The organism is Massilia eurypsychrophila (assembly GCF_002760655.1).
Taxonomy (GTDB): domain Bacteria; phylum Pseudomonadota; class Gammaproteobacteria; order Burkholderiales; family Burkholderiaceae_D; genus JAFCUW01.
Genome location: NZ_PDOC01000006.1, coordinates 52,854 through 75,611 on the forward strand (window position 1 = coordinate 52,854; position 22,758 = coordinate 75,611).

Consider the following 22,758-nt stretch of genomic DNA (forward strand, 5'->3'; position numbering starts at 1 on the left):
ACCAGATGGCATCCTTTTCCAGCAGCTTGCGCGGTGGCCGCGGCCGAAAATTCAAGTCCGAGATCAACGTCGTGCCGTACATCGACGTGATGCTGGTGCTGCTGATCATCTTCATGGTGGTTCCGCCGGCCAACAGCCCGAGCGTGATCAACCTGCCGAGCGCGGAAAAGTCGGCGTTGCCGCCGGACGATTACATCCACGTGGTGCTCAAGCCGGACACGTCGCTGTCGATCGGCATCAACGGCAAGAACCGCAGCGCGCCGCAGGACATGCCGAACCGCACCGCCCTGCTGCGCAGCCTGCGCACCTTGCACGCGGAAAACCCGGAGTACCCGGTGCTGATCGCCGGCGACAAGGAAAGCAAGTACGACGACGTCGTCCAGCTGATCTCGGAAGCGAAGAAGATGGGCATCAACCGGGTCGGACTGGCAACCAAGTAATGGCCGAACACAATGACTAGCGCAACTGCAAACGGCGCCCCCTACCACGTGCCGCCCGAACCGAGCCGCTGGCCGTCGATCGTGCTGGCCGCGGCGGTGCATGCCGGTTTGCTCGCGTTCCTGTACATCGGCGTGAGCTGGCAGAACACCACGCCGGTGCAGGTCGAGGCCGAAGTATGGGACATGAAGACGCAAAGCGCGGCGCCGCCGCCACCGCCGCCGCCGGAAGTGATCGAGCCGGCGCCGGTGCCGGTGCCGCAGCCGGTGCCGGTGCCGGTGCCGAAGGTGGTGCAGCAGCCGCCGCCGAAGGTGGAAGAGCCGGTCGCGCCGAAAGCGCCCGACATCGCCCTCGAACGCGAGAAGCGCAAGGCCGAAAAGCGCAAGGAACTGGAAGAAGAGAAAAAGCTGGAAGAGCAGAAGCTGGCCAAGGAAATGAAGGCGAAGCAACTGGCCGACAAGAAGGCACAGGAACTGGCCGACAAGAAGGAACAAGAGCTGGCCGACAAGAAAGCCGAGCAGAAAGAACAAGAGCTGGCCAAGAAGCTGGAAGAAAAGAAGCTGGCCGAAAAGCTGAAGGCCGAAAAAATGGCCAAGGCGAAAGAGGAAGCAGCGTCCGAGAAACGTCGCGCCGCCGAACTGAGCCGCATGATGGCCGGCGCGGGCACCAGCGGCGAAGCGGCGAAGTCGACCGCGTCGCGCGTCGACACCAGCTACCTGGCAGCCATTAACAGCAAGATCAAGAGCAGCACGTCGTACGCCGGCAGCACCGCAGTGCCCGGCAAGCCGGAAGTGGTCTTCAAGATTGAGCAGTTGCCGAGCGGCGAGATTATCTCCGTGCGGCTGACCAAGAGCAGCGGCATCCCCGCCTTCGATGATGCGGTAGAGAAAGGCATTCTCAAATCGTCGCCACTGCCAAAGAATAAAAATGGTACCGTGTTGCGCACGCTTGAGATTGCTTTCGCGATGAAGGACTTGAAATGATAGCGCCCGTTTCCATCAACCTGGACCGAATCGACCCATGAAGAAAAAAATCCCCCTCTTTTTGTTTGGACTTAGCCTGATCGCCGGCGCCGCGCAGGCGCAGGTGCGCGTTGAAATCCAGGGTGTCTCGAGCACCCAGATCCCGATCGCGATTGCCGCGTTTGCCGATGAAGGCGTGGCGCCGGCGCAGATGTCGGCCGTCATCAAGGCCGACCTCGAGCGCAGCGGCGTGTTCAAGGTAATAGACGCCGGCACCGCGCTGTCGGACACGTCGGCGATCGACTTCGCCCAGTGGAAGTCGCGCGGCGCCGATGCGCTCGTCGTCGGCAGCGTCGTGCGCGCCGCCGACGGCCGCTTCGAAGTGCGCTACAAGCTGCTCGACACGATCAAGTCGTCGCAGCTGTCGGCGCTGTCGAACACCGTCACGGCCAAGTACGCTCGCCTGCAGGGGCACCGCATCGCCGACGACATCTACGAGAAGCTGACCGGCACGCGCGGCGCCTTCTCGACCCGCATCGCTTACGTCAACAAAGTGAGCAACAGTGACTACCGCCTCGAAGTGGCCGACGCCGACGGCGAAGGCATGCAGGTCGCCGCGCGCGGCAAGGAGCCGATCATTTCGCCGGCCTGGTCGCCCGACGGCGGCAAGGTCGCCTACGTGTCGTTCGAGCAGCGCAAGCCAGTTGTCTATGTGCAGAACCTGGTCACCGGCGAGCGCAAGGTCATCTCGAACCAAAAAGGCAGCAACTCGGCGCCGGCCTGGTCGCCGGACGGCGCGCGCCTGGCGGTGACCTTGTCGAAGGACGGCCACTCGCAGATTTACGGCGTGAATGCCGACGGCAGCGGCCTGCGCCGGCTGTCGAACAGCAACGGCATCGACACCGAGCCGCAGTTTTCGGCCGATGGCCAGAGCATCTATTTTCTCAGCGACCGCAGCGGCGGCCCGCAGATCTACAAGATGAGCGCCAGCGGCGGCAACGCCACCCGCGTCACCTTCAACGGCAGCTACAACGTCAGCCCGCGCATCTCGTCGGACGGCAAGACGCTGGCGTGGATCTCGCAGCGCGACGGCGCCTACTCGCTGTACGCGATGGACCTGGCCAGCGGCCAGGAACAGCGCCTGGCAGTTGGCGCCACCGAACCGAGTTTTTCACCGAACGGCAAATACATCATGTACGCGACGGCCGGTCGCAGCGGCCTGGCCGTAGTGTCGGTGGACGGGCGCGTCAAGCAGCGCCTGACGACGAATGCAGGAAATATCAGGGCGCCCAGCTGGGGCCCATTCATGAAGTAAGTTTTTAACACTGACCAGGAGAAAATAACATGCGCAACTTTAAGAGTTTGGCCTTCATAGTTTCGAGCGCAGCCTTGCTGTCCGCTTGCAGCTCGCCCGTTAAATTGAACGACGCCCCGGTTGTCGAGCGCACGCCAGAGCGCGCCGCACAGCCAGTGGCCGACAGCCGCGACATCCGTCCAGTCGAGACCGGCTCCGCCGATCCGCTGAACGATCCAAAAGGCGTGCTGGCCAAGCGCAGCATCTACTTCGACTACGACAGCTTCGTCGTGCGTGACGATGCCCGCCAGACGGTCGAGAACCACTCCGGTTACCTGACCAAGAACAAGGCGCGCAAGGTCCTGATCCAGGGCAATACCGACGAGCGCGGCGGCACCGAGTACAACCTGGCGCTGGGCCAGAAGCGTGCTGAAGCGGTGCGCAAGGCAATGAGCACGATGGGCGTAGCCGAGACGCAGATGGAAGCGGTCTCGCTGGGCGAAGAAAAGCCGAAAGCTGTAGGCGCCAACGAAGCGGCCTGGGCTGAGAACCGCCGCGCCGATATCGTCTATTAATCGATTGCCTGATACGGCCGATTGACAACGGGGCGGCATGCGGTACAGACTGCATCCGCCCCGCTTTTTTCAGAAAGTCACGACCATGAAAAATACCAAATTCCGCATTGCAGCCGCATGCCTGGCGCTGGCCGCCTGGATTCCGCTGCATGCCAGTGCCGGCCTGCTCGACGACGACGAAGCGCGCAAGGCGATCCTCGACCTGCGCGTGAAGGTCGAGAACCTGTCGCGCGACATGAACGCGCGCATCGACACCAAGTCCGACAAGAGCGCCTCGCTCGAGCTGGTCAATCAGCACGAACAGACGATGCAGGAGATCGCGCGCCTGCGCGGCCAGCTCGAAGTGCTGGCCAACGAAATCTCCAACTCGCAAAAACGGCAGAAGGATTTCTACGCCGACCTCGATTCGCGCATCGCCAAACTCGAGCCGCGCCAGGTGAACATCGACGGCAAGCAGGAAGAAGTCGACGCCAGCGAACTGAAGTCGTATCAAGCGGCGATGGCGATCTTCAAGTCGGGCGACTACAAGACGGCCGCCAATGCGCTGTCGGCGTTCGTGCGCCGCTATCCCGATTCGAGCTACTCGCCGAACGCGCAGTACTACCTCGGCAACGCGTTCTACGCGCAGCGCGATTACAAGAGCGCGATCACGGCGCAGGAAGTCGTTGCAAGCACGTACAAGGACAGTGCCACGGCGCCTGACGCGATCCTCAACATTGCCAGCAGCTACACCGAGCTGAAGGACAAGAAGAACGCCAGGAAGGCCTTGCAGCAGCTGGTGCTGAAGTACCCTGACTCGTCGGCCGCGGCCGCCGCGAAAGACCGCCTGGCAACGCTGAAGTAAGGCAAATTGCAAAAAAATATGGCCTTGGGCATTTGACAGGAACGCTGGCGCCCCCTATAATCTTGCTTCTTTCGGGTCGTTAGCTCAGCTGGTAGAGCAGCGGACTTTTAATCCGTTGGTCGCAGGTTCGAATCCCGCACGGCCTACCACGAATGCGCAGTAAGCAAAATTGAAGGAATTACGAGAAATCGTAATTCCTTTTTTTGTTTGCGGGGGGCCTGATCTTAGCTCCTCTTAGGCCGTAATTGTGCGGTATGTTGAGGCACTATTGACCTAAGCAAGTTTCGCCGTCTATGCAGGCGTCTGTTCGGTTAACAAAACCTCGGCCGAGCCCCTGAAGTTGAGGCGTGCGTAGTGCCAGCGTCAGTTCTCGATGACGCCTCACGCAGAGCACCGGCCACATTTGTCGTTCGCGTGCCGCAGGACCTATCCAGAAGGGAACACTGCGCTACGGTGGTTGCCATATGCCCCATCAGCACGTCAGTTCGCCAGCTCGCTGAGCCTGTGAGACGGGAGTTTAAATTGGCCACAAAGCCGTCCACATGCTGAACTGCGACCCTTTGGAATCTAAAAGGCGCTTTGGACGCTGCCGCCCCCCACTGAATCTACGAGCTCCCTTCGCTTCGTACTGTTTAGACCCGAAAAGGCCGTATCTCGGGCTATCCGTCAACCGATGACTGGCTTGCCTTTTCATCAGAGCGTCAGTTCAATCCGATCTAGCTTACCAACAGCTTCGGATGAAATTCGCTTCCGGTTGTCACTTTATGCAACCACGGTCGGTTCTTGTAGGTGCACTTAAGCATTCGACCATTAACCACGGTATTTAAAGCCGATAACATCGGCCCGATTCTTGCAATGATCACTGATTCCATGCGGATCAACGTAATAGTTTAAGCCGAATCAACACACGACCACTGACCACGCATGAGCTTGACGCAACACAGCTTCGCTTCATCTTGCCCAACGCAAAAAAAAATAAAACTTATACTCAGGAAATCAGTGTTGCACAGAAGAATCTACTTCAACTGATTACCTGACGGCCTTTTCTCAGGAGAATTTACGTAATTGCCTCAATTATAAACTTTAGCGTTCCAACTTTTTGAAGGGTTACCTCAATGAAACACTCTATCGAAAATATTGATTCTGGTATTCAAGAACTGTCCGTTGATGAAGTAAATTGCGTCAGCGGCGCGGCATTAAACGTGACTGACGCCGGCGGTGCAGGCGCGCTGATGGCGGGAATCGCGGCCGGGGCTTTCGGAACCGGATGGGGGGCTATAGGTGTAGGCGCCGCTTTCGCCGCGGCGCCCGTCGCAGTCGTAGCAATGGCTGGTTTGTCTCTGTACGCAGGATACGCCTTACTCAGAAGGAAGTAACATACGACATGCTGCGGCGCGGCAACTTTCTCCGCGACGCAGCTAACGTGAAGGGGCAAACAATGACAACTTGCAGCACAGCTTGGCCACTTAGTTCGCACTATACAACTAGACCGTTGCGTTCAACATTAGTTGCAAGCACGGCTCTATTTGCTGTGTACTTAATGTTTGAAACTTCAGAGCCGCGCTCTACAAATTTGCCTATTTTCACCGTCAGCGTTGTGTACGCATTTGTATTAATGCTGCTCCTGTCGAAACAACATAAAAATAAAATCACCCCGCAGGTAATATCAGTGGACGGCAACGTCCTCATCATACCGAGGGTTTTTTCCAAATCTCATCATATTTACCTACATGAAATAAAGTCGGTTGAGAAATCAAAACCTTGCGCCAAAAATCTTTTTGTTTTAATAGGACGCTATAACAAGTCAACGATTTTTATCGATAGACTCGGCTTCTCGACAGCTAAGGATTTCGAGAATTTCGCAGCACTCGTGGCTCAGTTAGCTTCTAAAAATCAAACTGATGAATATTTGCAGCGCATTGCATCAATCACGGCTAGAAATAATCTTAAGAGTCAATTCGCCATAATAATAATCTCGCTAACCTGGCTAGCATTGTATGCTCTTGTCTGCACTACAGGAATCGATAAAATTAGCGACTCTGCGATTACGAAAGGGGCGTTGACAAAAGATACTTTAAAGCTAGATGAGCTTTATCGCCTTGCTTCGTCATTTTTTTTACATTTGAATCCTATTCACCTCGGATTAAATGTCATGACCTTTTCGATTATAAGCAGAAATATCGAGCTTATGCTAGGACGTGTACGAATGGTAAACATTCTGTTCCTCTCTGCAGTCACCGGGTCTTTGCTAAGTTGGGCATTCTCAAGTTATTCATTGGTAATCGGCGCTTCAGGCGGAATACTCGGGCTTCTTGGTGCCTATTTCGTGATATGCGTGCGCTATCCGCGAAGCTTCCCAGGAAGTGTTTCAACATCAGGCCGAGCAATATCACTCGTGCTGATTCTACAACTTTGCTCTGATCTTACGATCCCAGGAGTGGATATTTTTAGTCATATTGGAGGACTGGTATTCGGCATTACGTACGCATACTTGATATCGCGTTTTCGTACCTTAGTCAGTTTCGACTCGGTATCCCCAATAGAGTTCCGCGTATCGGCAACCGCATCGTGCCTCTACCTTGGAGGTTTAATATACTTTCTAGCATTGTATATCACCGCGCTCTAATCTTCAGTTTTACCTTCCGCCATTCGCACTAATTGTCCGTCCCGTCGTCCACACATATAACGCGATGAAGTCTCCTTCACGCAGATGCGAACGCCGGCCGGCTCCACATGCGAAAGGTGCATCTTTGCAAGTGCGATCTAACGAGATGTCTGCGCATTCGTCCAAATCGATACGGTGTCAGTTGTTCTCTTGTCGCCGTCTATACCTAAAAGAGATCACCAGTACAATACAAATTATTGACCAAAGGCAAATGCTAGCCCGGATGCAGCAGCGAATATAGTACTTTCCCGATAGCTAGACTCCCACTCCTGATAGATGAATAATTCGCCACTCTTCCGCAAGGCTGCTTTAACCGCTCAGCGCGTTAGAGGAGTCGGAAGTATCGTGCTTATACGGCCTATATCATTCACATTCTTCACTGCTGCTGCGGTCGGTATGGGGTTGTTCATCGTAATTTTTTTGATGGTTGGCAGCTACACCAAGCGCACCACTGTCTCTGGCCAACTCGCCCCGGACGTGGGGGTACTAAAAATCTATGTTCCACAATCGGGCTCGGTATTGGAAAAGCGGGTGCGTGAGGGGCAATTGGTCAAGCGAGGTGATCTGTTGTTCGTCGTCTCGAGCGAGCGCCAGAGCAGTACGGAGGGTGGTATTCAGGGAACTATCAGCCGCCAAGTGAAATTACGCGAGCAATCTCTCCGCGAGGAACTAAGTCAAACTCGTAGGCTGCAACGAGAGGATGTAAGCGCATTGCAGCATAAAATTAGCGCTCTTGAATCTGAGCAGGCGAACGTCAACCATCAGTTGCAAGGTCAGCACGCGCGCATCGAGTTGGCCGAAGCGGCCGTAAAACGCGCCTCTCAGCTATTCGCCCAAGGCTATTTCTCCGCGGAGATGACACAGCAAAAGGAGGCCGACCTTCTTGACCAGCGCAACCGCATGCGCGCGCTCGAACGTGACCGACTTAATGTCGCGAGAGAGTTGCAGAACCAAAAGACTGAACTAGCCAGCCTCCCGCTGCGCCAGCATAACCAACTGGCGCATATTGAGCGCCTTCTTATGAACACCGATCAGGAGTGGACCGAAAGCGAAGCTAAGCGTCGCATAGCGATCCTCACTCCTGAAAACGGGATAGCCACGGCAATAACAGCAGAGGTTGGTCAGAGTGTTGATGGGTCTAAACCCTTAATCAGCATCATTCCGAACCGGAGCGGTCATGCAAGCACACCTCTATGCCCCCAGCCGGGCCATCGGATTCATCCGCCCAGAGGACAATGTACTACTGCGCTTCCAAGCTTTCCCATATCAAAAATTTGGGCACACACGAGGAAAAGTCGCGTCAATATCCCGGACTGCATTATTGACCAACGAACTCGCCGGCGTGGCAAATGGCGCAACCGGGTACACCGAACCAGTTTATCGAATCACTGTGATTCTCGACAGGCAGGCCATCGTTGCCTACGGCACAGCACGGCCCTTGCAGGCCGGAATGCTGGTCGATGCCGATATCTTGCAGGAACGCCGAAAACTCTACGAGTGGGTGCTCGAACCCATCTACAGCCTCACGGGAAAACTATAAGCGCCTGCCAGACCCTATGCGTAATATCAATACCACCAGCGAGAGGAAGCCAAATGCCGTTTCTCGATAAATTGACCTTTGGGTTCGGCACGAAACTACCGGTTATTTTACAAACGGAAGCGACTGAATGCGGCTTGGCATGTCTGGCCATGGTTGCGGGATACCACCGCTGTCACACTGACCTGATGAGTTTGCGGCACCGCTTTCCGGTGTCGCTAAAAGGGGCAACGCTGGCCGGAGTGATCCGCGCAGCTAGTCAGCTTGGACTGGGCACCCGACCCGTTAAACTAGACCTCGATCATTTGCGCGAACTACGGCTTCCTTGCATCCTTCACTGGAATTTCAATCATTTTGTCGTTCTTAAGGAAGTCGGCGCTACGACTGTCACCATCCACGATCCCAGCCAGGGCGTTCGCACGCTATCCCGGAAAGAAGTTTCCGCAGCATTCACTGGGGTCGCGCTTGAAGCGTGGCCATCCCCGGGCTTTAAACCCCTAGCACCACGCCAGCGACTCCCGTTGCGCAACTTAATGGGCCGTGTCACGGGCCTTTTCGCTTCATGCTCGCAAATCATCCTCTTGGCACTCGCACTGGAAGTGTTCGCTTTGGTTGCACCATTTTTTATGCAATGGGTAATTGACCACGTCATCATTTCAGCAGATCGCAACCTTCTGACCACATTGGCAATTGGGTTCGGCCTGTTGATGCTATTGCAGCAGGCGGTTAGCGCCATGCGCGCGTGGATCGTGCTATATATGGGTACAACCTTGAGCTTGCAATGGCGGGCTAATGTGTTCTCGCACCTTATCCACCTACCCATCCAATATTTCGAAAAACGCCACCTAGGCGATGTTGTATCCCGTTTCGGTGCCACTCATCAAATTCAGCACACCTTGACCACTTCCTTTATTGAGGCGATCCTCGATGGTTTTATGACAATTGTCACGCTGGGTATGATGTTCCTGTACAGCCCGCTCCTAGCTCAGATCGCCGTAGGAGCCATGTTGCTGTACGCAGCCGGCCGATGGGCATGGTACAGTCCGCTACGCCACGCCACGGAGGAGCAACTTATACTCGCAGCGCGCCAGCAGACTCATTTTTTAGAAACTGTCCGAGGCGTGAAGGCGATCAAGCTGTTTCTGCGTCAGGACGAGCGGCGTGCAAGCTGGCTTTCTCTTTTGGTGGAGCAGATTAATGCGGAATTGCGCACTGAGCGACTACATCTGTTCTACAAGGTGCTCAACGGGCTATTATTCGGCATCGAAAACATCCTGATCATTTGGCTCGGCGCACGAATGGTCCTTGATGGAATTTTTACTCTTGGGGTTTTGATCGCATTTATGGCATATAAGGGACAATTTAATACCCGTGTTAGCGCCCTGATCGATAAGTTCTTCGAACTGAAAATGTTGCAACTGCAGGGAGAACGTCTTGCCGATATTGTGCATACGGACACGGAGTCTTCTGCAAGCACGCACGACTTGTACACTGCCGGCGACCTGTCGCCGACCATCGAAATACATGGTCTTCGCTATCGCTACGCGGACCAGGAACCGCTCGTGCTTGATGGAATCAGTATTTCAGTTGCAGCTGGCGAATCGGTCGCAATCGCGGGACCGTCGGGCGGCGGAAAGACTACCTTATTGAACCTCTTACTCGGGATTCTCCAACCTACCGAGGGTCAGATTTTGATAGGTGGTGTACCTCTCGAGCATCTGGGTGTGGACTTACTACGCAAGATGGTTGGAACAGTTCTGCAAGACGATGTACTATTCGCCGGTTCGATTGCCGACAACATTAGCTTTTTCGACCCTCATGCGAAACAGGACTGGATCGTTCAATGCGCGGAAATGGCTGCAATATCCGCCGACATAGCCGGCATGCCGATGAGCTACAACACCTTAGTCGGAGACATGGGGACGGTTTTATCGGGTGGCCAAAAACAACGCGTACTTCTAGCTCGCGCGCTTTACAAACGCCCCCGCATTCTGCTATTGGATGAGGCAACCAGTCATCTCGATATCGATAAAGAGCAGCGAGTTAACTCTGCCATCAAAGCATTGAAGATTACACGTTTAATCATTGCGCACCGTCCTGAGACTATCGTTAGTGCAGATCGTGCGATAATGATTTTAGGTGGTAAAGTAGTACAAGACGTTTCAATGTCGCCGCTCATAACTCCTCCCGGCCTAAACGACAAAGCGCTGGTCGAAGAGGCGTGAAAAACGCATCAAAGAATTTTACGCGGACGCGTGTTCCGCTCGGGTCGATCCCCGCTTGTCCGTCATTCACTGGCATTTGGGAGCGCACACCAGCATCCCGACTGCCGGAGACCAACACGTAAACGTGGCGGAAACGAATTTTTATTATTCCTTGCGCGCCACCCCCTCATCAAAGAAGCACCATGCCGACAAGCCGTAATCTAATTTATTCTCGTTCCCAATTCATTGTCAAGCACGCAATTTACATGCAAAATCGCCGGGTCATCCGGCGCTCGAAGGGGCAATCGTTGAGATCTCGAAACTGTATAATCACCTTTACGTCCGCTAGTGAGTACCTGCAATACTCATGAAAAACCTGCTCATCGCCTTCCTGCTCGCTATCTTCTCCCTACAGGCCGCTGCTGTGGCTGTTGGTGAGATGCTGCCGGCTGCCGCGAAGGTTGAGCAGCACCACGCAGCTGCTGCCGCTGACCTCGCGCAGCAGCTCGACGCAGTTGCCGACGAGGTAGAAGTGTCGTCGCCGGCAATCGAAGCATTGTCGGACTATCTCCCCGCCGAGTTGTCCATTCCGAAGTCCATCTTCAGCGCGCCCTACTGCCCCCTCGGCGACGCGGTTGTGCTGTCAATCCATCTTCCCAAGATCCAACCGCCTCCCCGCGGCTGAACGTTCACGATCTCTATCCGCAAGACGGGAATTTTCCCGGTCCTGCTAGTGTCCTGCAATGTGTTCGCGCATTTCACGTCTGTTGCCGGGCGTCGCGCCCGCGCTCATAGAAACTGGAGAAGAAAATGTTCAGCTCAATATTGTGGCCGGTGGACGGCACGCCGCTGTCGTTCACGCCGATGCAAACCATTATCAACCTGGCGAAGCTGTCTAACGCCACCGTCGCCGTCCTTTCAATCGCCGAGCCGCGCCTGTACCGCGCGTCCGATGCGGACGCCATCGCCGCAGGAAACCAGGTCGAGGACGACCACCTCACCAGCGCCAGGCGCGAGGTCGACAAGGCGCGCGCCGCGGTTGTGCAAGCCGGCGTCGTCTGCTACGACCTGGTGGCGCTGTCGGCACTGCCCAGCGCCGAGATCCTGCACACGGCCGAGCAGCGCGGCTGCGACCTGATCGTCATGGCCACGCGCGGCAAGATGGGCGTGGTTGACACCTTGTTCACCACAAGCTGCACGCAGGAAGTGATCGAGGCGTCGAAGGTGCCCGTGCTGGTGTTGCCGTGACGGTCTCACGCCGGCGCACCTGGCGTCCCGTTTCGAGCGGAACCGGTACAGTAACCAAAATGCCGTATCTCGAACCGTGGAGGATAAACGCGTGACCGACCATACCGATAGCCCGGCGCCGCAGCGCTTGCTGCTGGCAACCGACCTGTGCACGCGCTGCGACCGCCCACTTGACCGCGCCAAGCAGCTTGCCGCCGAATGGCAGGCCAGCCTGACCATCGTGATGGTGCGCGACGGGCCTGGCACGCCCGAGGAAGTGTCGTCCTGGCTCGACGGCAGCGATCCGGTGCACGCATTCGAGCAGGCCGCGCGCAACGAGGTGGCCGCCGAGTTCGCCGGCACCGGCGTGGCGGCGACGCTGCAGGTGGTGCGCGGCGACGTCACCGACGGCATCGTCCAGGCGGCCACCGCGCTGACCGACCCCGTCGTCATCATCGGCGCCTCGCGCGACGGCGGTTTTCAGCAGCTGTTCCTCGGCTCGACGGCAACGCGCCTGGCGCAGGAACTGGCGCAGCCGTTGCTGGTCGTGCGCCAGCGCACCCGCGGCAGCTACGCGCGGATCCTGGTGGCGAACGACTTCGGCGACGCCGCTCGCCGCGCACTGGACTCGGCCATCGCACTGTTCCCCGGACGCCTGATCACGCTGATGCACGTGCTGGAAGTGAGCCCGGCAGGGCCGCCCGCAGCGTACGCCGGCGCCATGCACCAGGCACAGCTGGACAGCGAAGGCTTCCTCGATCGCTGCGCCCTGCCCGACGACGCGCGCGCGCGGATCGACATCGTCATCGGCCACGGTGACGTGCCGGACGCAATCGCCGGCTATGTTGCCGCTGCGGCAACCGAGCTGGTGGTGCTGGGCGTACATCCGATCTCGGCCCTGGCACGTGTGTTCACCGGCAGCTACAGCGACGAGCTGCTGCGGCGCCTGCCGTGCGATACCTTGCTGGTGCGCGCAGCGTCGGGTAGCGCATGACGGGCCGGCGCGCCCCAACTCGCGTCACCCTTGCCGAAAGGGGCTGACGATGCTGCTGTTGCTGCTGTTGCTGCTGCCGTTCATCGCGGCGCTGGCGGCCGCCTGCATGCCCGGCCAGTCGCGCGACCGCCCGGCGCTCATTGCCGGCGGCGCCACGCTGGTGGCGCTGATGCTTGCCATCGCCCAGTTCGACACGATCGCCGCCGGCACCGTGCCGCAGGCGCGCTTCGCCTGGCTGCCGATGTTCGGCGTCGACCTCGTGCTGCGCATGGACGGCCTGGCGTGGGTGTTCACCGTGATGGTGCTGGGCATCGGCATGCTGGTGCTGCTGTATGCGCGCTACTACATGTCGCGGCGCGACCCCGTGCCGCGCTTTTATGCGTACATGCTGGCGTTCATGGGCTCGATGCTGGGCGTCGTCCTGTCGGGCAACCTGATCCAGCTGGTGGTGTTCTGGGAACTGACCAGCGTCACCTCTTTTCTCCTGATCGGCTACTGGCAGGAGCGCAACGACGCCCGGCGCGGCGCCCGCATGGCGTTCACCGTCACCGCCATCGGCGGCCTGTGCCTGCTGGCCGGCGTGCTGCTGCTCGGCCATATTGTCGGCAGCTACGATCTCAAGACGGTGCTCGCGGCCGGCGAAGCGATCCGCGCGCACGAGTGGTACGGCGCGGTGCTGGTGCTGGTCGTGCTCGGCGCGATGACGAAAAGCGCGCAGTTCCCGTTCCACTTCTGGCTGCCACACGCGATGGCGGCGCCCACACCGGTGTCGGCGTATCTGCATTCGGCGACGATGGTCAAGGCCGGCGTGTTCCTGCTGATCCGGCTGTGGCCGGTGCTCGCAGGCACCGAGGAATGGACGTGGCTGCTCGGCACGGCCGGCGTCTGCACCCTGCTGCTGGGCTCGTTTTACGCCATCTTCCAGAACGACATGAAGGGCTTGCTGGCGTATTCGACCATCAGCCATCTTGGCCTGATCGTCGTGCTGCTCAGTATCGGCACGCAGCTGTCGGTGGTCGCCGCGATTTTCCACACGATGAACCACGCGCTGTTCAAGGCGTCGCTGTTCATGGCGGTCGGCATCGTCGACCACGAGGCCGGCACGCGCGACATGCGCCAGCTGCGCGGCCTGCGCCACGCCATGCCGCATACCGCGGCGCTGGCAATCGTCGCCAGCGCCGCGATGGCCGGCGTGCCGCTGATGAACGGATTCCTGTCGAAGGAAATGTTTTTTGCCGAGACAATGCTCGTCGGCGGCACCGAGAACTGGTGGATGTCGGTGGCCGCCCTGATGATGGGCTTGTTCAGCGTGGTGTATTCCTTGCGCTTCATCAGCGTGTTTTTCGGGCCGCTGGCGACCAGCTTGCCGTCGGAGCCGCACGAGCCGCCGCGCTGGATGCGGGTGCCGATCGAGTTCCTGGTGCTGCTGTGCATCGCCGTCGGCGTCATGCCCGAGCGCGCCGTCGGCGCCGTGCTGGCCGTGGCGGCGCACGCGGTGCTGGGCCCGACCATCCCCGAGTTCAGCCTGGCGATATGGCATGGCGTCAACCTGCCGCTGCTGATGAGCGCGGTGGCGCTGGGCGGCGGCGCGCTGGCCTACCTGCTGCTGCGCAACCGCTTCGGTCTGGCGCAGCGTGATCGGGTGCCGGTGCTGCATCGGGTCAAAGGCGCGCAGTTTTACGAAAGCACGTTGCTGGGGCTGTCGCAAGGGGCCGCTTGGCTGCTGCGCTGGACCGGCACGCGGCGCCTGCAGCCGCAGCTGCTGGTGCTGGTGGCCGCAATGGTGGCGGTGCCGCTGATCGTCGCCCAGCCGTGGCAGGCGTTCGCGGCACCGAACCTGGCCGGCGCCGACCCGCTGTTCGCGCTGCTGTGGCTGATCGGCGCCGGCTGCGCCGTGGCCGCCGCGTGGAAGGCCAAGTACCACCGGCTGGCGGCGCTGGCGCTGGTCGGCGGCACGGGCCTGGTCACCAGCGTGACGTTCCTGTGGCTGTCGGCGCCCGACCTGGCGCTGACCCAGCTGATGGTCGAGACGGTGACGACGGTGCTGATCCTGCTCGGCCTGCGCTGGCTGCCGCCGCGCTTGCGCCCGGCGCACCTGGCCGCCGGCATCCCGCGCGCGACCTGGCGGCGCCGCGCGCGCGACGGTCTGGTCGCGGCCGCCGGCGGCACTGCGCTGGCGGCGGCCAGCTATGCGGTGCTGACCCAGCCGGCGGTGCCGAGCATCCGCGATTTTTTCGTGCTGCGCGCGCTCACCGAAGGCGGCGGCGCGAATGTCGTCAACGTGCTGCTGGTGGACTTCCGCGGTTTCGATACGATGGGCGAAATCACCGTGCTGTCGGCCGTCGCGCTGACGGTGTATGCGCTGCTGCGCCGCTTCCGGCCGGCGCCCGAGAGCATCGCCATCCCGATGCAACAGGCCAGCGACGTCGACCCGGCGATCGGCCAGAAGGCGGGGCAGCAGGCGCGCGACGGCTACCTGATGGTGCAGGCGGTGTACCTGCGCTTCCTGCTGCCGGTGATGGGCGTGATCGCCGTCTACTTCTTCATGCGCGGGCATAACCTGCCGGGCGGCGGCTTCGTCGCCGGCCTGATCTTCGCCACCGCGCTGATCGTGCAGTACATGGTGGCCGGCACCGAGTGGGTCGAGTCGCACCTGCGCCTGCGGCCGCACCGCTGGATCGGCTGGGGCCTGCTGACCGCGTGCGGCACTGGCGCGGGCGCCTGGCTGCTCGGCTACCCCTTCCTGACCAGCCACACCGCCCACGTCACGCTGCCGCTGCTGGGCGAGCTGCACCTGCCGTCAGCATTCGTGTTCGACTTCGGCGTGTTCCTCGTCGTCGTCGGCACCACGATGCTGATCCTGGTCGCGCTGGCCCACCTGTCGCTGCGCAGCCGCCGCATTCCGCTCGATGCGGCCCGCATCGTCGTCCCACCCGCCAAGGAGATCGGCTAATGGAAACCGTCATTTCGCTCGCCATCGGCATCGTCTTCGGCTCCGGCATCTGGCTGGTGCTGCGCCCGCGCAGCTTCCAGGTGCTCACTGGCCTGATGCTGATGTCGTACGCCGTCAACCTGTTCATCTTCGTCATGGGACGGCTGACGGTGAACAAGCCGCCGCTCACGCCGGCCGGCACTGTCGCCAACCCGGCGGCGCTGGCCGACCCGGTGCCGCAGGCGCTGGTGCTGACGGCGATCGTGATCGGCTTTGCCACCACCGCGCTGTACCTGGTGGTGATGATCGGCGCGCGAGGGCTGACCGGCACCGACCACGTCGACGGCGAGGAGCCCGAAGAATGACTCTCGCCTGGACCGACCACCTGATCGTGCTGCCGGTACTGCTGCCGCTGGTGGCCGGCGCCGTCATGGCGCCGTTCACCGAAGGGCGCCACAACCTCAAGTTCGCGCTCGGCTATGGCTCGGCGCTGGCGCTGCTGGCCAATGCGCTGGCGCTGATGGTGCTGGCCGACGGCAGCTGGCCGGGCGGGGTCGGCGTCTACTTCGCCGCCAACTGGGCCGCGCCGTTCGGCATCACGCTGGTGGCGGACCGGCTGTCGGCGCTGATGCTGGTGCTGACGGCGCTGCTGGCGCTGGCCGCGCTGCACTACGCGCAGCCGCGCTGGAGCCGGATCAGCGTGCACTTCCACTCGCTGTTCCAGTTTCTGCTGATGGGGATAAACGGCGCCTTCCTGACCCACGACATCTTCAACCTGTTCGTCTTCTTCGAGCTGATGCTGGCCGCCTCCTACGGCCTGGTCCTGCATGGCTACAACGCGGCTCGGCTGCGCGCCAGCATGCAGTACATCGCCGTTAACCTGGTGGCGGCGCTGCTGTTCCTGATCGGGATCGCGCTGATCTACGCCACCACCGGCACGCTCAACATGGCCGACCTGGCCAGGCAGGCGGCGGCATTGCAGGCGCCGTACCTCGGCCTGTTCAAGGCCGGCGTGGCCGTCATGGCGCTCGCCTTCCTGGTCAAGGGAGCCATGTGGCCGCTCGGGTTCTGGCTGCCGACCACCTACGCCGCCGCGTCGCCGCCGGTGGCCATCATGCTGGTGCTGATGACCAAAGTGGGCGCCTATGTCGTGCTGCGTATCTGGCTGCTGGTGTTCGCCGACGGCGCCGGCGCCGTGGCGCGCTTCGGCTACGATGCGCTGATGTGGGGCGGCATGGCGACCATCGTGTTCGGCGCGGCCGGCATGCTGGCCACCGACACGACCGGGCGCATCGCCGGCTATGCGGCGATCGTCTCGTCCGGCACGCTGCTGGCGGTGATCGGCTACGGCCAGCCGCAGCTCGTGACGGCCGCTCTGTACTACTTCATCGCGTCGACCATCGCAATTGCCGCTTTCGTGCTGCTGATCGAACTGATCGACCGCATGCGCACGCCGGGCGCCGCGCTGCTGGCGCTGACGATGGAAGCGTACGCCGTCGAGGATTCGCCGGCCGAACCGAAAGGCAGCGGCGTGCCGGCGGCGACGGCCTTCCTGTCGCTGGCGTTTGCCGCCTGCGCGCTGATGATCGCCGGGCTGCCGCCGCTGTCGGGCTTCGTCGCCAAGTTCGGCATGTTCCATGCGCTGCTTAATCCTGGCGCCGGCGCGGCGGCGATCGGCCCCGCCGGATGGGCCATCATGGCGCTGGTGTTTACGTCAGGCCTGATCGCCATCATCACCCTGCTGCGCTTTGGCGTGCGCACGTTCTGGGCGGGCGGCGCGATGCTGCCGCCGCGCCTGCACGCCGCGGAAGTGGTGCCGGTCGCGGCGCTGCTGGTGCTGTCGGTGGCGCTCACCGTCGAGGCGCAGCCGGTGTACGCCTACCTGGCGCGCATCAGCGCCGACATCCACCGCCCCGGCCTGTACGTCGAGCGCGTGCTGACGACGCCGGCGCTGCCGGGCCCCGCCAGCGGCAAGGAGGCGCCATGACACGCGTGCTGCCGTTCCCGGTCGTGTCGCTGGCGCTGTGCGCCCTGTGGCTGATGCTGAACCAGTCGCTCGGCGCCGCCGACGTGCTGTTCGGCGCCGTGCTGGGCGTGGCGATTCCGCTGCTGGGGCGCCGGCTGCAGCCGTTCGGCTATCCGCGCATGCGCGCGCCGCTGACGTTCGTGCGCCTGATGGCGACGGCAACGGTGGAAGTCGTGCGCTCGTGCTTCAACGTGTGCCGCCTGATCCTGTTCTCGAAGTACCCCGCCATCCGCTCGCAGTTCATCCTCGTGCCGCTGACGATCCGCGATCCCTACGGCCTGGCGATGCTGTCCTGCCTCATCAACATGACGCCGGGCACGGTGTGGGTCGAGCTGCTGCCCGAGCGGCACGAGCTGTCGCTGCATGTGTTCGACCTGCACGACGCGCAGTGGTGGATCGACACCATCCAGCGGCGCTACGAGCAGCCGCTGATCGAGATTTTTGAAACGGAGAAGAACAATGGAAACCCTGCTTGAAGTAGCGATCGGCTACGCGCTGGCGTGCATGCTGGTGGCGATGGTGTTTTGCGCGATCCGGCTAATGGTCGGCCCCTCGGCCAACGACCGCGTGCTGGCGCTCGACACGCTGTGGATGTGCGGCATGTTGCTGGCGGTGGTGCTTGGCCTGCGCTTCGGCACCCAGGTGTATTTTGAAGTGGCGATCCTGATCGCGCTGGTCGGCTTTGTGTCGACGATCGCGATGGCGAAATTCCTGATGCGCGGGGAGATCATCGAATGAACGGCCTCGCGCAATTGCCAGGGTGGGCGGCGGCGGGCGTGTCGCTGCTGCTGATCGTCGGCGCCAGCATCGTGTTGATCGGCGCGCTCGGCCTGCTGCGCCTGCCGTCTTTCTACCAGCGCATCCACGGACCGGCCATCATCGTCACGCTCGGCGCCGGCTGCCTCTTGATGGCGTCGATGCTGTATTTCACCGTGGCGCAGTCACGCCTGGTCATCCACGAGATCATCATTTCGGTATTCCTGCTGATGACGGCGCCGGTCGTGACGATGACGATCATGCGCGCCGCGGTATATCGCGACCTGCGCGCGCGCCGGCACGATAGCGGCGTCGCCGCCGGTGACGTTTACGGCCCGGCCGACCCGCCGCGGGAACCGGGCGAGTGACCGCTAGGCGGTCGCCGGTGCACCGTGCGAAGGCACTCCCGGCCCGGCCGACGGATACTTGAGGAAAGGCGCCGTCTGCTCCAAGCGCGCCGCCAAAGCGGAAAGGGCCGGATAGTTTGCCGCCGGGACGAGATGGGCAAGCATCGCCCCGGTAAAGCCAGCCCCAGACCACCGCGGCCGTCATCTACATCATGCCGCCGCATCAGTACCCGACCGGCACTATGCTGGAAGTGCCTCGCCGCCTTGGCATGCTCGCGCACGCCAAGGCATGCGGCGCCTTGATCATCGGAGGACGACTACGACAGCAAGTTTTCGCCATGAAGGACCGCCGCTGCCCGCGATGCAGGGCTTGGCGGGCGACGCGCCGGTGATCTACCTCGGCACCTTCAGCAAGACGATGCTTCCGGCGCTGCGCACGGGACAAATGATAGTGCCGGAAAATCTGACGGCGCCTTTAGGCGCGGTGCTCGCCCGGATGGCGTCGCAGATGCGCGTCGCGACCAGCTGGCGCTAGTCGATTTTTTACGGACGGAGCAGGTCGCGTGCACCTGCGCCGTACGCGCGAGCTCGGCCGGCATTGACCTGTCGTTCCGGATCCGTCGATGCGCGCCTGGGCGGCACCCACATCGCGGCGGCCGCGATGGAACGAGGCAAGCACGGCAGGACGCGCCGACGGTCTTAGCCGCGAGCGAATTCGTAAAATGGAAACGGTTTTCAATGCCGTTAACGCTGCAAAGTCGAGGCGCTTTGAAACAACAGTGTCTGCTATTGACAGTACAGTTCACCAAGGCGCGGCGACCTCGTTCACATCGTTTACGGGCATGCTGCTGAACGTGAAGATGTTCCAGCCCTCCGCTTTCTTGACAACTTCCTCTGGGAAACTGCTACTGGGCGATTGACGGCGATCTGCGCGCATCAATCGCCCCACCATCGTTCAGCCCTACTTGACAAAGGAAACGAATTGATACAGATCAAGCCGCACCAGATATCGCCAAGGTAACGTAGCCGCTCCGCAATCTTTCAGTCCGCTATGGGGAATGCAAATATCAACCCCGTCGACAGCGCACGATCCGGAAGCGCTTTCGCCTATGGAATCAGGAACTGACCTAGCAACGGATCCCGGCGACGGTTTGCCCTCGCAGCGAGCAATAACTATGGAGTGAGAGACATGAGTCTGCTCAAGCACCGGTTTGGCGATTTTGACCTGACGGACGCTAACCGTCCTATCCGACTGCGGTTGTCAACCCCCAGTGGCACGGTCGATGACTTATTGTTGGTCAAGTACGTGAGCGGTGTCGAAAAGATATGCGGCGGTGTCGAATATTCCTTGCTGTGCCTCTCCAATCGGGCGGGCATGGAACTCAAACAATTCATCGCTAACCCCATCGAATTACAGTTCGTGACCGATTCCGGCAACTTGCGATCTGTGTCCGGCATCGTCGCAGCCGTTGTTGAAGGACAGAGTGATGGTGGATTGGCGACCTACCAACTAATTGTTCGCGATGCGTTCTCGCTCTTGGAGCAAACCTGCAATACCCGCGTGTTCCGGGATGGAAGCGAAATCGATATAACCAACATCATTTTGCGCGAGTGGATCTTCGCCAATCCAGTGGCGCTGCGGACATTTCGCGTTGACCTGGGAAGCCTGAAATCCTATCCACCGCGTGATTTCACGATGCAGTTCAACGAATCGAACGCGGCGTTCCTTCGACGCATTTGGAAACGGCGGGGTATCAGTTGGTTCATACAGGCTGACGCCGCGACCAAGTCGGGTAGCGACGAGACGGCGGGGCACACGCTGGTACTTTTTGATGACGCCATGTCGCTAAAGGAAAATCCGGCGGGGGCGGCACGTTACCATCGCGACCACGGTACCGAGCAACGTGACAGTATCACGGCATGGCATGCGGTGCGGACCTTAACTGCTGGCCGCGTGAACCGCCACAGTTGGGATTATAAGGAAACTTGGCCGATGAGTTGTAGCGCGGTCAGCCTCAATGATCAAGGCGCATCGGGTAATTCATTCGCTGCCGCTATAGACGATTACCTCGTGGATTCGCCCCACGCTGGTGATGATTCCAAGGACTTCCGCACGCTAACCGTGTTGCGCATGCAACGAAGGGAGTATGAGGCAAAATATTTTCAAGGCGAAGGCGGCGACCGAGATATGCGCGTTGGTCAATGGCGGCGCCTTAACGGTCATCCGGAGATCGACGTTCACCCCATTGAAGATCGAAATTTCATCTGCACGGAGCTACGCGTTGAAGCCGAAAATAACCTCCCGAAGACGATTGACGAACGCGCGTGTACCCTCTTTGCGCTAAACCGTTGGAACGATGATCGCGCCGCCTTCCTGAAGGCCAGTGACGAGCGCCGTATGCGCTACACCAACCGCTTCACTTGCGTTCGGCGTGGCATCCCCATCGTACCCGCTTACGACCCACGTATCGATTTGCCACGCACCGAACCACAAACCGCGATCGTGGTCGGACCGGAAAATGACGAAATCCATTGCGATGAGCACGGTCGCATAAAGGTTCGCTTTCCTGCGTGTCGATCCGAAGACCACGAGCATGCGCAAGGCGCGGGGGCCTCGGACACTGATCGCGACTCCGCGTGGTTACGGTATGTTACCGGCTGGGCGGGCAACAGATTCGGCGCAATCTCGTTACCACGTGTGGGCGACGAAGTCGCCGTCGTCTTTCTTGGAGGCGACCCGGACAAGCCATTGATCATTGGCAGCGTGCATGGCGCCCGTACGCCGCCGCCGGCCTTTAGCCATACGAGCCGCCTTCCCGGTGATAAACATCTCTCCGGCATTGTCAGCAAGGAGGCTCAGGCACGACGTCGGAACCAGCTTCGATTGGATGACACGCCGGGACAGATCAGCGCCCAACTAGGGAGTGAACACGGTCATAGCCAGCTCAACCTAGGGTATCTGACCCATCCGCGCCATGAAGGGAAGGCCGATCCGCGGGGCGAAGGTGCTGAGTTGCGTACCGACGCTGCCTTGTCGCTGCGAGGGGGGCGAGGTGTCCTCATCAGCGCGGATGCGTCATTGCGTGCCGCGGGTCGCCAGCTCGAACGCGACGGCCTGATTGGTTTGTCGGAAGCGCTTATTCATTTACAAAAGCAGATTGCGGATCTGGCGGAAACGCACGCTGCGGGTGAGGTCGACACTGAGGCGCTTTCACAGGTATCGGCTTACCTGAAGCAATGGGAGCATGGCAGCAATATGGATTCGGGTGCGGATACAGGCGGCGGTGCGCCGATCGTCGCGCTCGAGGCGCGGAGTGGAATGCTTCTGGGAAGTGGTGCTGGCATTTCAATGGGCGCGCAGACCCATGTCGACCTGGTCAGTGTCGGCAATACGCAGGTTTCGGCCGGGCGAAAACTGATCTTGCATGCCCTGCAAGGTATCAGTCTGTTTGCACACACGCTCGGTGTCAAGCTCGTTAGCGCCAGCGGGAAAGTCCAGGTCGAGGCACACGACGATGACGTCGAAATTACGTCCGCCAAACGTATTGTGCTAGTCGCATCCGAAGAAATCATCATGCAAGCACCCAAAGTAACCATTGTCACCAAGGGTGCACAAGCGACGTATGGCACTGGCGTCATCACACATCATTGCACGGGCAGTTATGTCGTCAGGTCCGCCAAAACGGAATTCCCCGGCGCGGGCGACAGCGCCGCGACCACGAGGCAAATGCCCACAAGCTCAATTGACCATGATCAGCAAGTACGAATTGTCGACCTGAGCACAGGCGAACCACTCGCCAATCAACGGTACAGGGCAACCATGGAAGACGGCCAGATTATGGAAGGCATGACCGATGACAAGGGGATGACGCAAACCTTTAGATCAACCATTCCCTTTGGTCACTTCACCATTGAAGCGATCTACGACTGATTCCGCTTCGAACTCTCAACATTTAA

At 60.1% G+C, this 22,758-nt stretch carries 20 protein-coding genes and 1 tRNA gene; all 21 read left to right on the plus strand.

Annotated features, from left to right (window positions below):
* The first annotated feature begins 5 nt into the window (after nucleotides 1-5).
* The 21 genes from CR105_RS11980 to CR105_RS12070 all read left to right on the plus strand — a co-directional run bounded on the left by CR105_RS11980 (nucleotide 6) and on the right by CR105_RS12070 (nucleotide 22,732).
* Entirely contained in the window at nucleotides 6-440 is a 435-nt protein-coding gene (locus tag CR105_RS11980; RefSeq protein WP_099788691.1) for an ExbD/TolR family protein, read from the plus strand.
* Between the two features lie 12 nt (nucleotides 441-452).
* The gene (gene tolA / locus CR105_RS11985; RefSeq protein ID WP_099788692.1) at nucleotides 453-1,421 is read left to right on the plus strand and encodes a cell envelope integrity protein TolA; all 969 of its coding nucleotides are present in this window, start codon (nucleotides 453-455) and stop codon (nucleotides 1,419-1,421) included.
* A 37-nt stretch (nucleotides 1,422-1,458) separates the two neighbouring features.
* Complete coding sequence (tolB, locus tag CR105_RS11990; protein WP_099788693.1) at nucleotides 1,459-2,715, plus strand: Tol-Pal system beta propeller repeat protein TolB; 1,257 nt, start codon at nucleotides 1,459-1,461, stop codon at nucleotides 2,713-2,715.
* 29 nt (nucleotides 2,716-2,744) lie between these two features.
* The gene (gene pal / locus CR105_RS11995) at nucleotides 2,745-3,269 is read left to right on the plus strand and encodes a peptidoglycan-associated lipoprotein Pal (protein ID WP_099788694.1); all 525 of its coding nucleotides are present in this window, start codon (nucleotides 2,745-2,747) and stop codon (nucleotides 3,267-3,269) included.
* An 85-nt stretch (nucleotides 3,270-3,354) separates the two neighbouring features.
* On the plus strand, nucleotides 3,355-4,113 hold the full coding sequence (ybgF, locus tag CR105_RS12000) for a tol-pal system protein YbgF (RefSeq protein ID WP_099788890.1): 759 nt from the start codon (nucleotides 3,355-3,357) through the stop codon (nucleotides 4,111-4,113).
* Between the two features lie 73 nt (nucleotides 4,114-4,186).
* Nucleotides 4,187-4,262, plus strand: a tRNA-Lys gene (locus CR105_RS12005).
* A 966-nt stretch (nucleotides 4,263-5,228) separates the two neighbouring features.
* Complete coding sequence (locus CR105_RS28310; protein WP_180288171.1) at nucleotides 5,229-5,489, plus strand: hypothetical protein; 261 nt, start codon at nucleotides 5,229-5,231, stop codon at nucleotides 5,487-5,489.
* 8 nt (nucleotides 5,490-5,497) lie between these two features.
* A complete protein-coding gene (locus CR105_RS12010; protein ID WP_180288172.1) occupies nucleotides 5,498-6,739 on the plus strand; it encodes a rhomboid family intramembrane serine protease in 1,242 nt (413 codons plus the stop codon).
* A 1,216-nt stretch (nucleotides 6,740-7,955) separates the two neighbouring features.
* Nucleotides 7,956-8,318: a beta-barrel domain-containing protein gene (locus CR105_RS28855; protein ID WP_229413906.1), complete on the plus strand. Its 363-nt coding sequence runs from the start codon at nucleotides 7,956-7,958 to the stop codon at nucleotides 8,316-8,318.
* 53 nt (nucleotides 8,319-8,371) lie between these two features.
* Nucleotides 8,372-10,540 (plus strand): peptidase domain-containing ABC transporter, encoded by a 2,169-nt coding sequence (locus tag CR105_RS12020; RefSeq protein ID WP_099788696.1) that lies wholly within the window; start codon nucleotides 8,372-8,374, stop codon nucleotides 10,538-10,540.
* A 346-nt stretch (nucleotides 10,541-10,886) separates the two neighbouring features.
* Entirely contained in the window at nucleotides 10,887-11,204 is a 318-nt protein-coding gene (locus tag CR105_RS12025) for a hypothetical protein (RefSeq protein ID WP_099788697.1), read from the plus strand.
* Between the two features lie 125 nt (nucleotides 11,205-11,329).
* Nucleotides 11,330-11,767: a universal stress protein gene (locus CR105_RS12030; protein ID WP_099788698.1), complete on the plus strand. Its 438-nt coding sequence runs from the start codon at nucleotides 11,330-11,332 to the stop codon at nucleotides 11,765-11,767.
* Between the two features lie 91 nt (nucleotides 11,768-11,858).
* Nucleotides 11,859-12,740: a universal stress protein gene (locus CR105_RS12035; RefSeq protein ID WP_131021854.1), complete on the plus strand. Its 882-nt coding sequence runs from the start codon at nucleotides 11,859-11,861 to the stop codon at nucleotides 12,738-12,740.
* A 49-nt stretch (nucleotides 12,741-12,789) separates the two neighbouring features.
* A complete protein-coding gene (locus tag CR105_RS12040) occupies nucleotides 12,790-15,693 on the plus strand; it encodes a monovalent cation/H+ antiporter subunit A (RefSeq protein WP_099788700.1) in 2,904 nt (967 codons plus the stop codon).
* Nucleotides 15,693-16,037: a Na+/H+ antiporter subunit C gene (locus tag CR105_RS12045; RefSeq protein ID WP_099788701.1), complete on the plus strand. Its 345-nt coding sequence runs from the start codon at nucleotides 15,693-15,695 to the stop codon at nucleotides 16,035-16,037. The genes CR105_RS12040 and CR105_RS12045 overlap by 1 nt, the downstream gene beginning before the upstream one ends.
* On the plus strand, nucleotides 16,034-17,659 hold the full coding sequence (locus CR105_RS12050) for a monovalent cation/H+ antiporter subunit D (RefSeq protein WP_099788702.1): 1,626 nt from the start codon (nucleotides 16,034-16,036) through the stop codon (nucleotides 17,657-17,659). The genes CR105_RS12045 and CR105_RS12050 overlap by 4 nt, the downstream gene beginning before the upstream one ends.
* Nucleotides 17,656-18,174: a Na+/H+ antiporter subunit E gene (locus CR105_RS12055; protein WP_099788703.1), complete on the plus strand. Its 519-nt coding sequence runs from the start codon at nucleotides 17,656-17,658 to the stop codon at nucleotides 18,172-18,174. Before CR105_RS12050 ends, CR105_RS12055 begins: the two co-directional genes overlap by 4 nt.
* Nucleotides 18,158-18,436, plus strand: a complete 279-nt coding sequence (locus CR105_RS12060; protein WP_099788704.1) for a K+/H+ antiporter subunit F — start codon at nucleotides 18,158-18,160, stop codon at nucleotides 18,434-18,436. Before CR105_RS12055 ends, CR105_RS12060 begins: the two co-directional genes overlap by 17 nt.
* On the plus strand, nucleotides 18,433-18,822 hold the full coding sequence (gene mnhG, locus CR105_RS12065) for a monovalent cation/H(+) antiporter subunit G (protein WP_099788705.1): 390 nt from the start codon (nucleotides 18,433-18,435) through the stop codon (nucleotides 18,820-18,822). Before CR105_RS12060 ends, mnhG begins: the two co-directional genes overlap by 4 nt.
* A gap of 268 nt (nucleotides 18,823-19,090) precedes the next feature.
* Nucleotides 19,091-19,336 (plus strand): hypothetical protein, encoded by a 246-nt coding sequence (locus tag CR105_RS27785; protein WP_131021817.1) that lies wholly within the window; start codon nucleotides 19,091-19,093, stop codon nucleotides 19,334-19,336.
* Between the two features lie 654 nt (nucleotides 19,337-19,990).
* Entirely contained in the window at nucleotides 19,991-22,732 is a 2,742-nt protein-coding gene (locus CR105_RS12070) for a type VI secretion system Vgr family protein (protein WP_099788706.1), read from the plus strand.
* Nucleotides 22,733-22,758 lie beyond the last annotated feature (26 nt).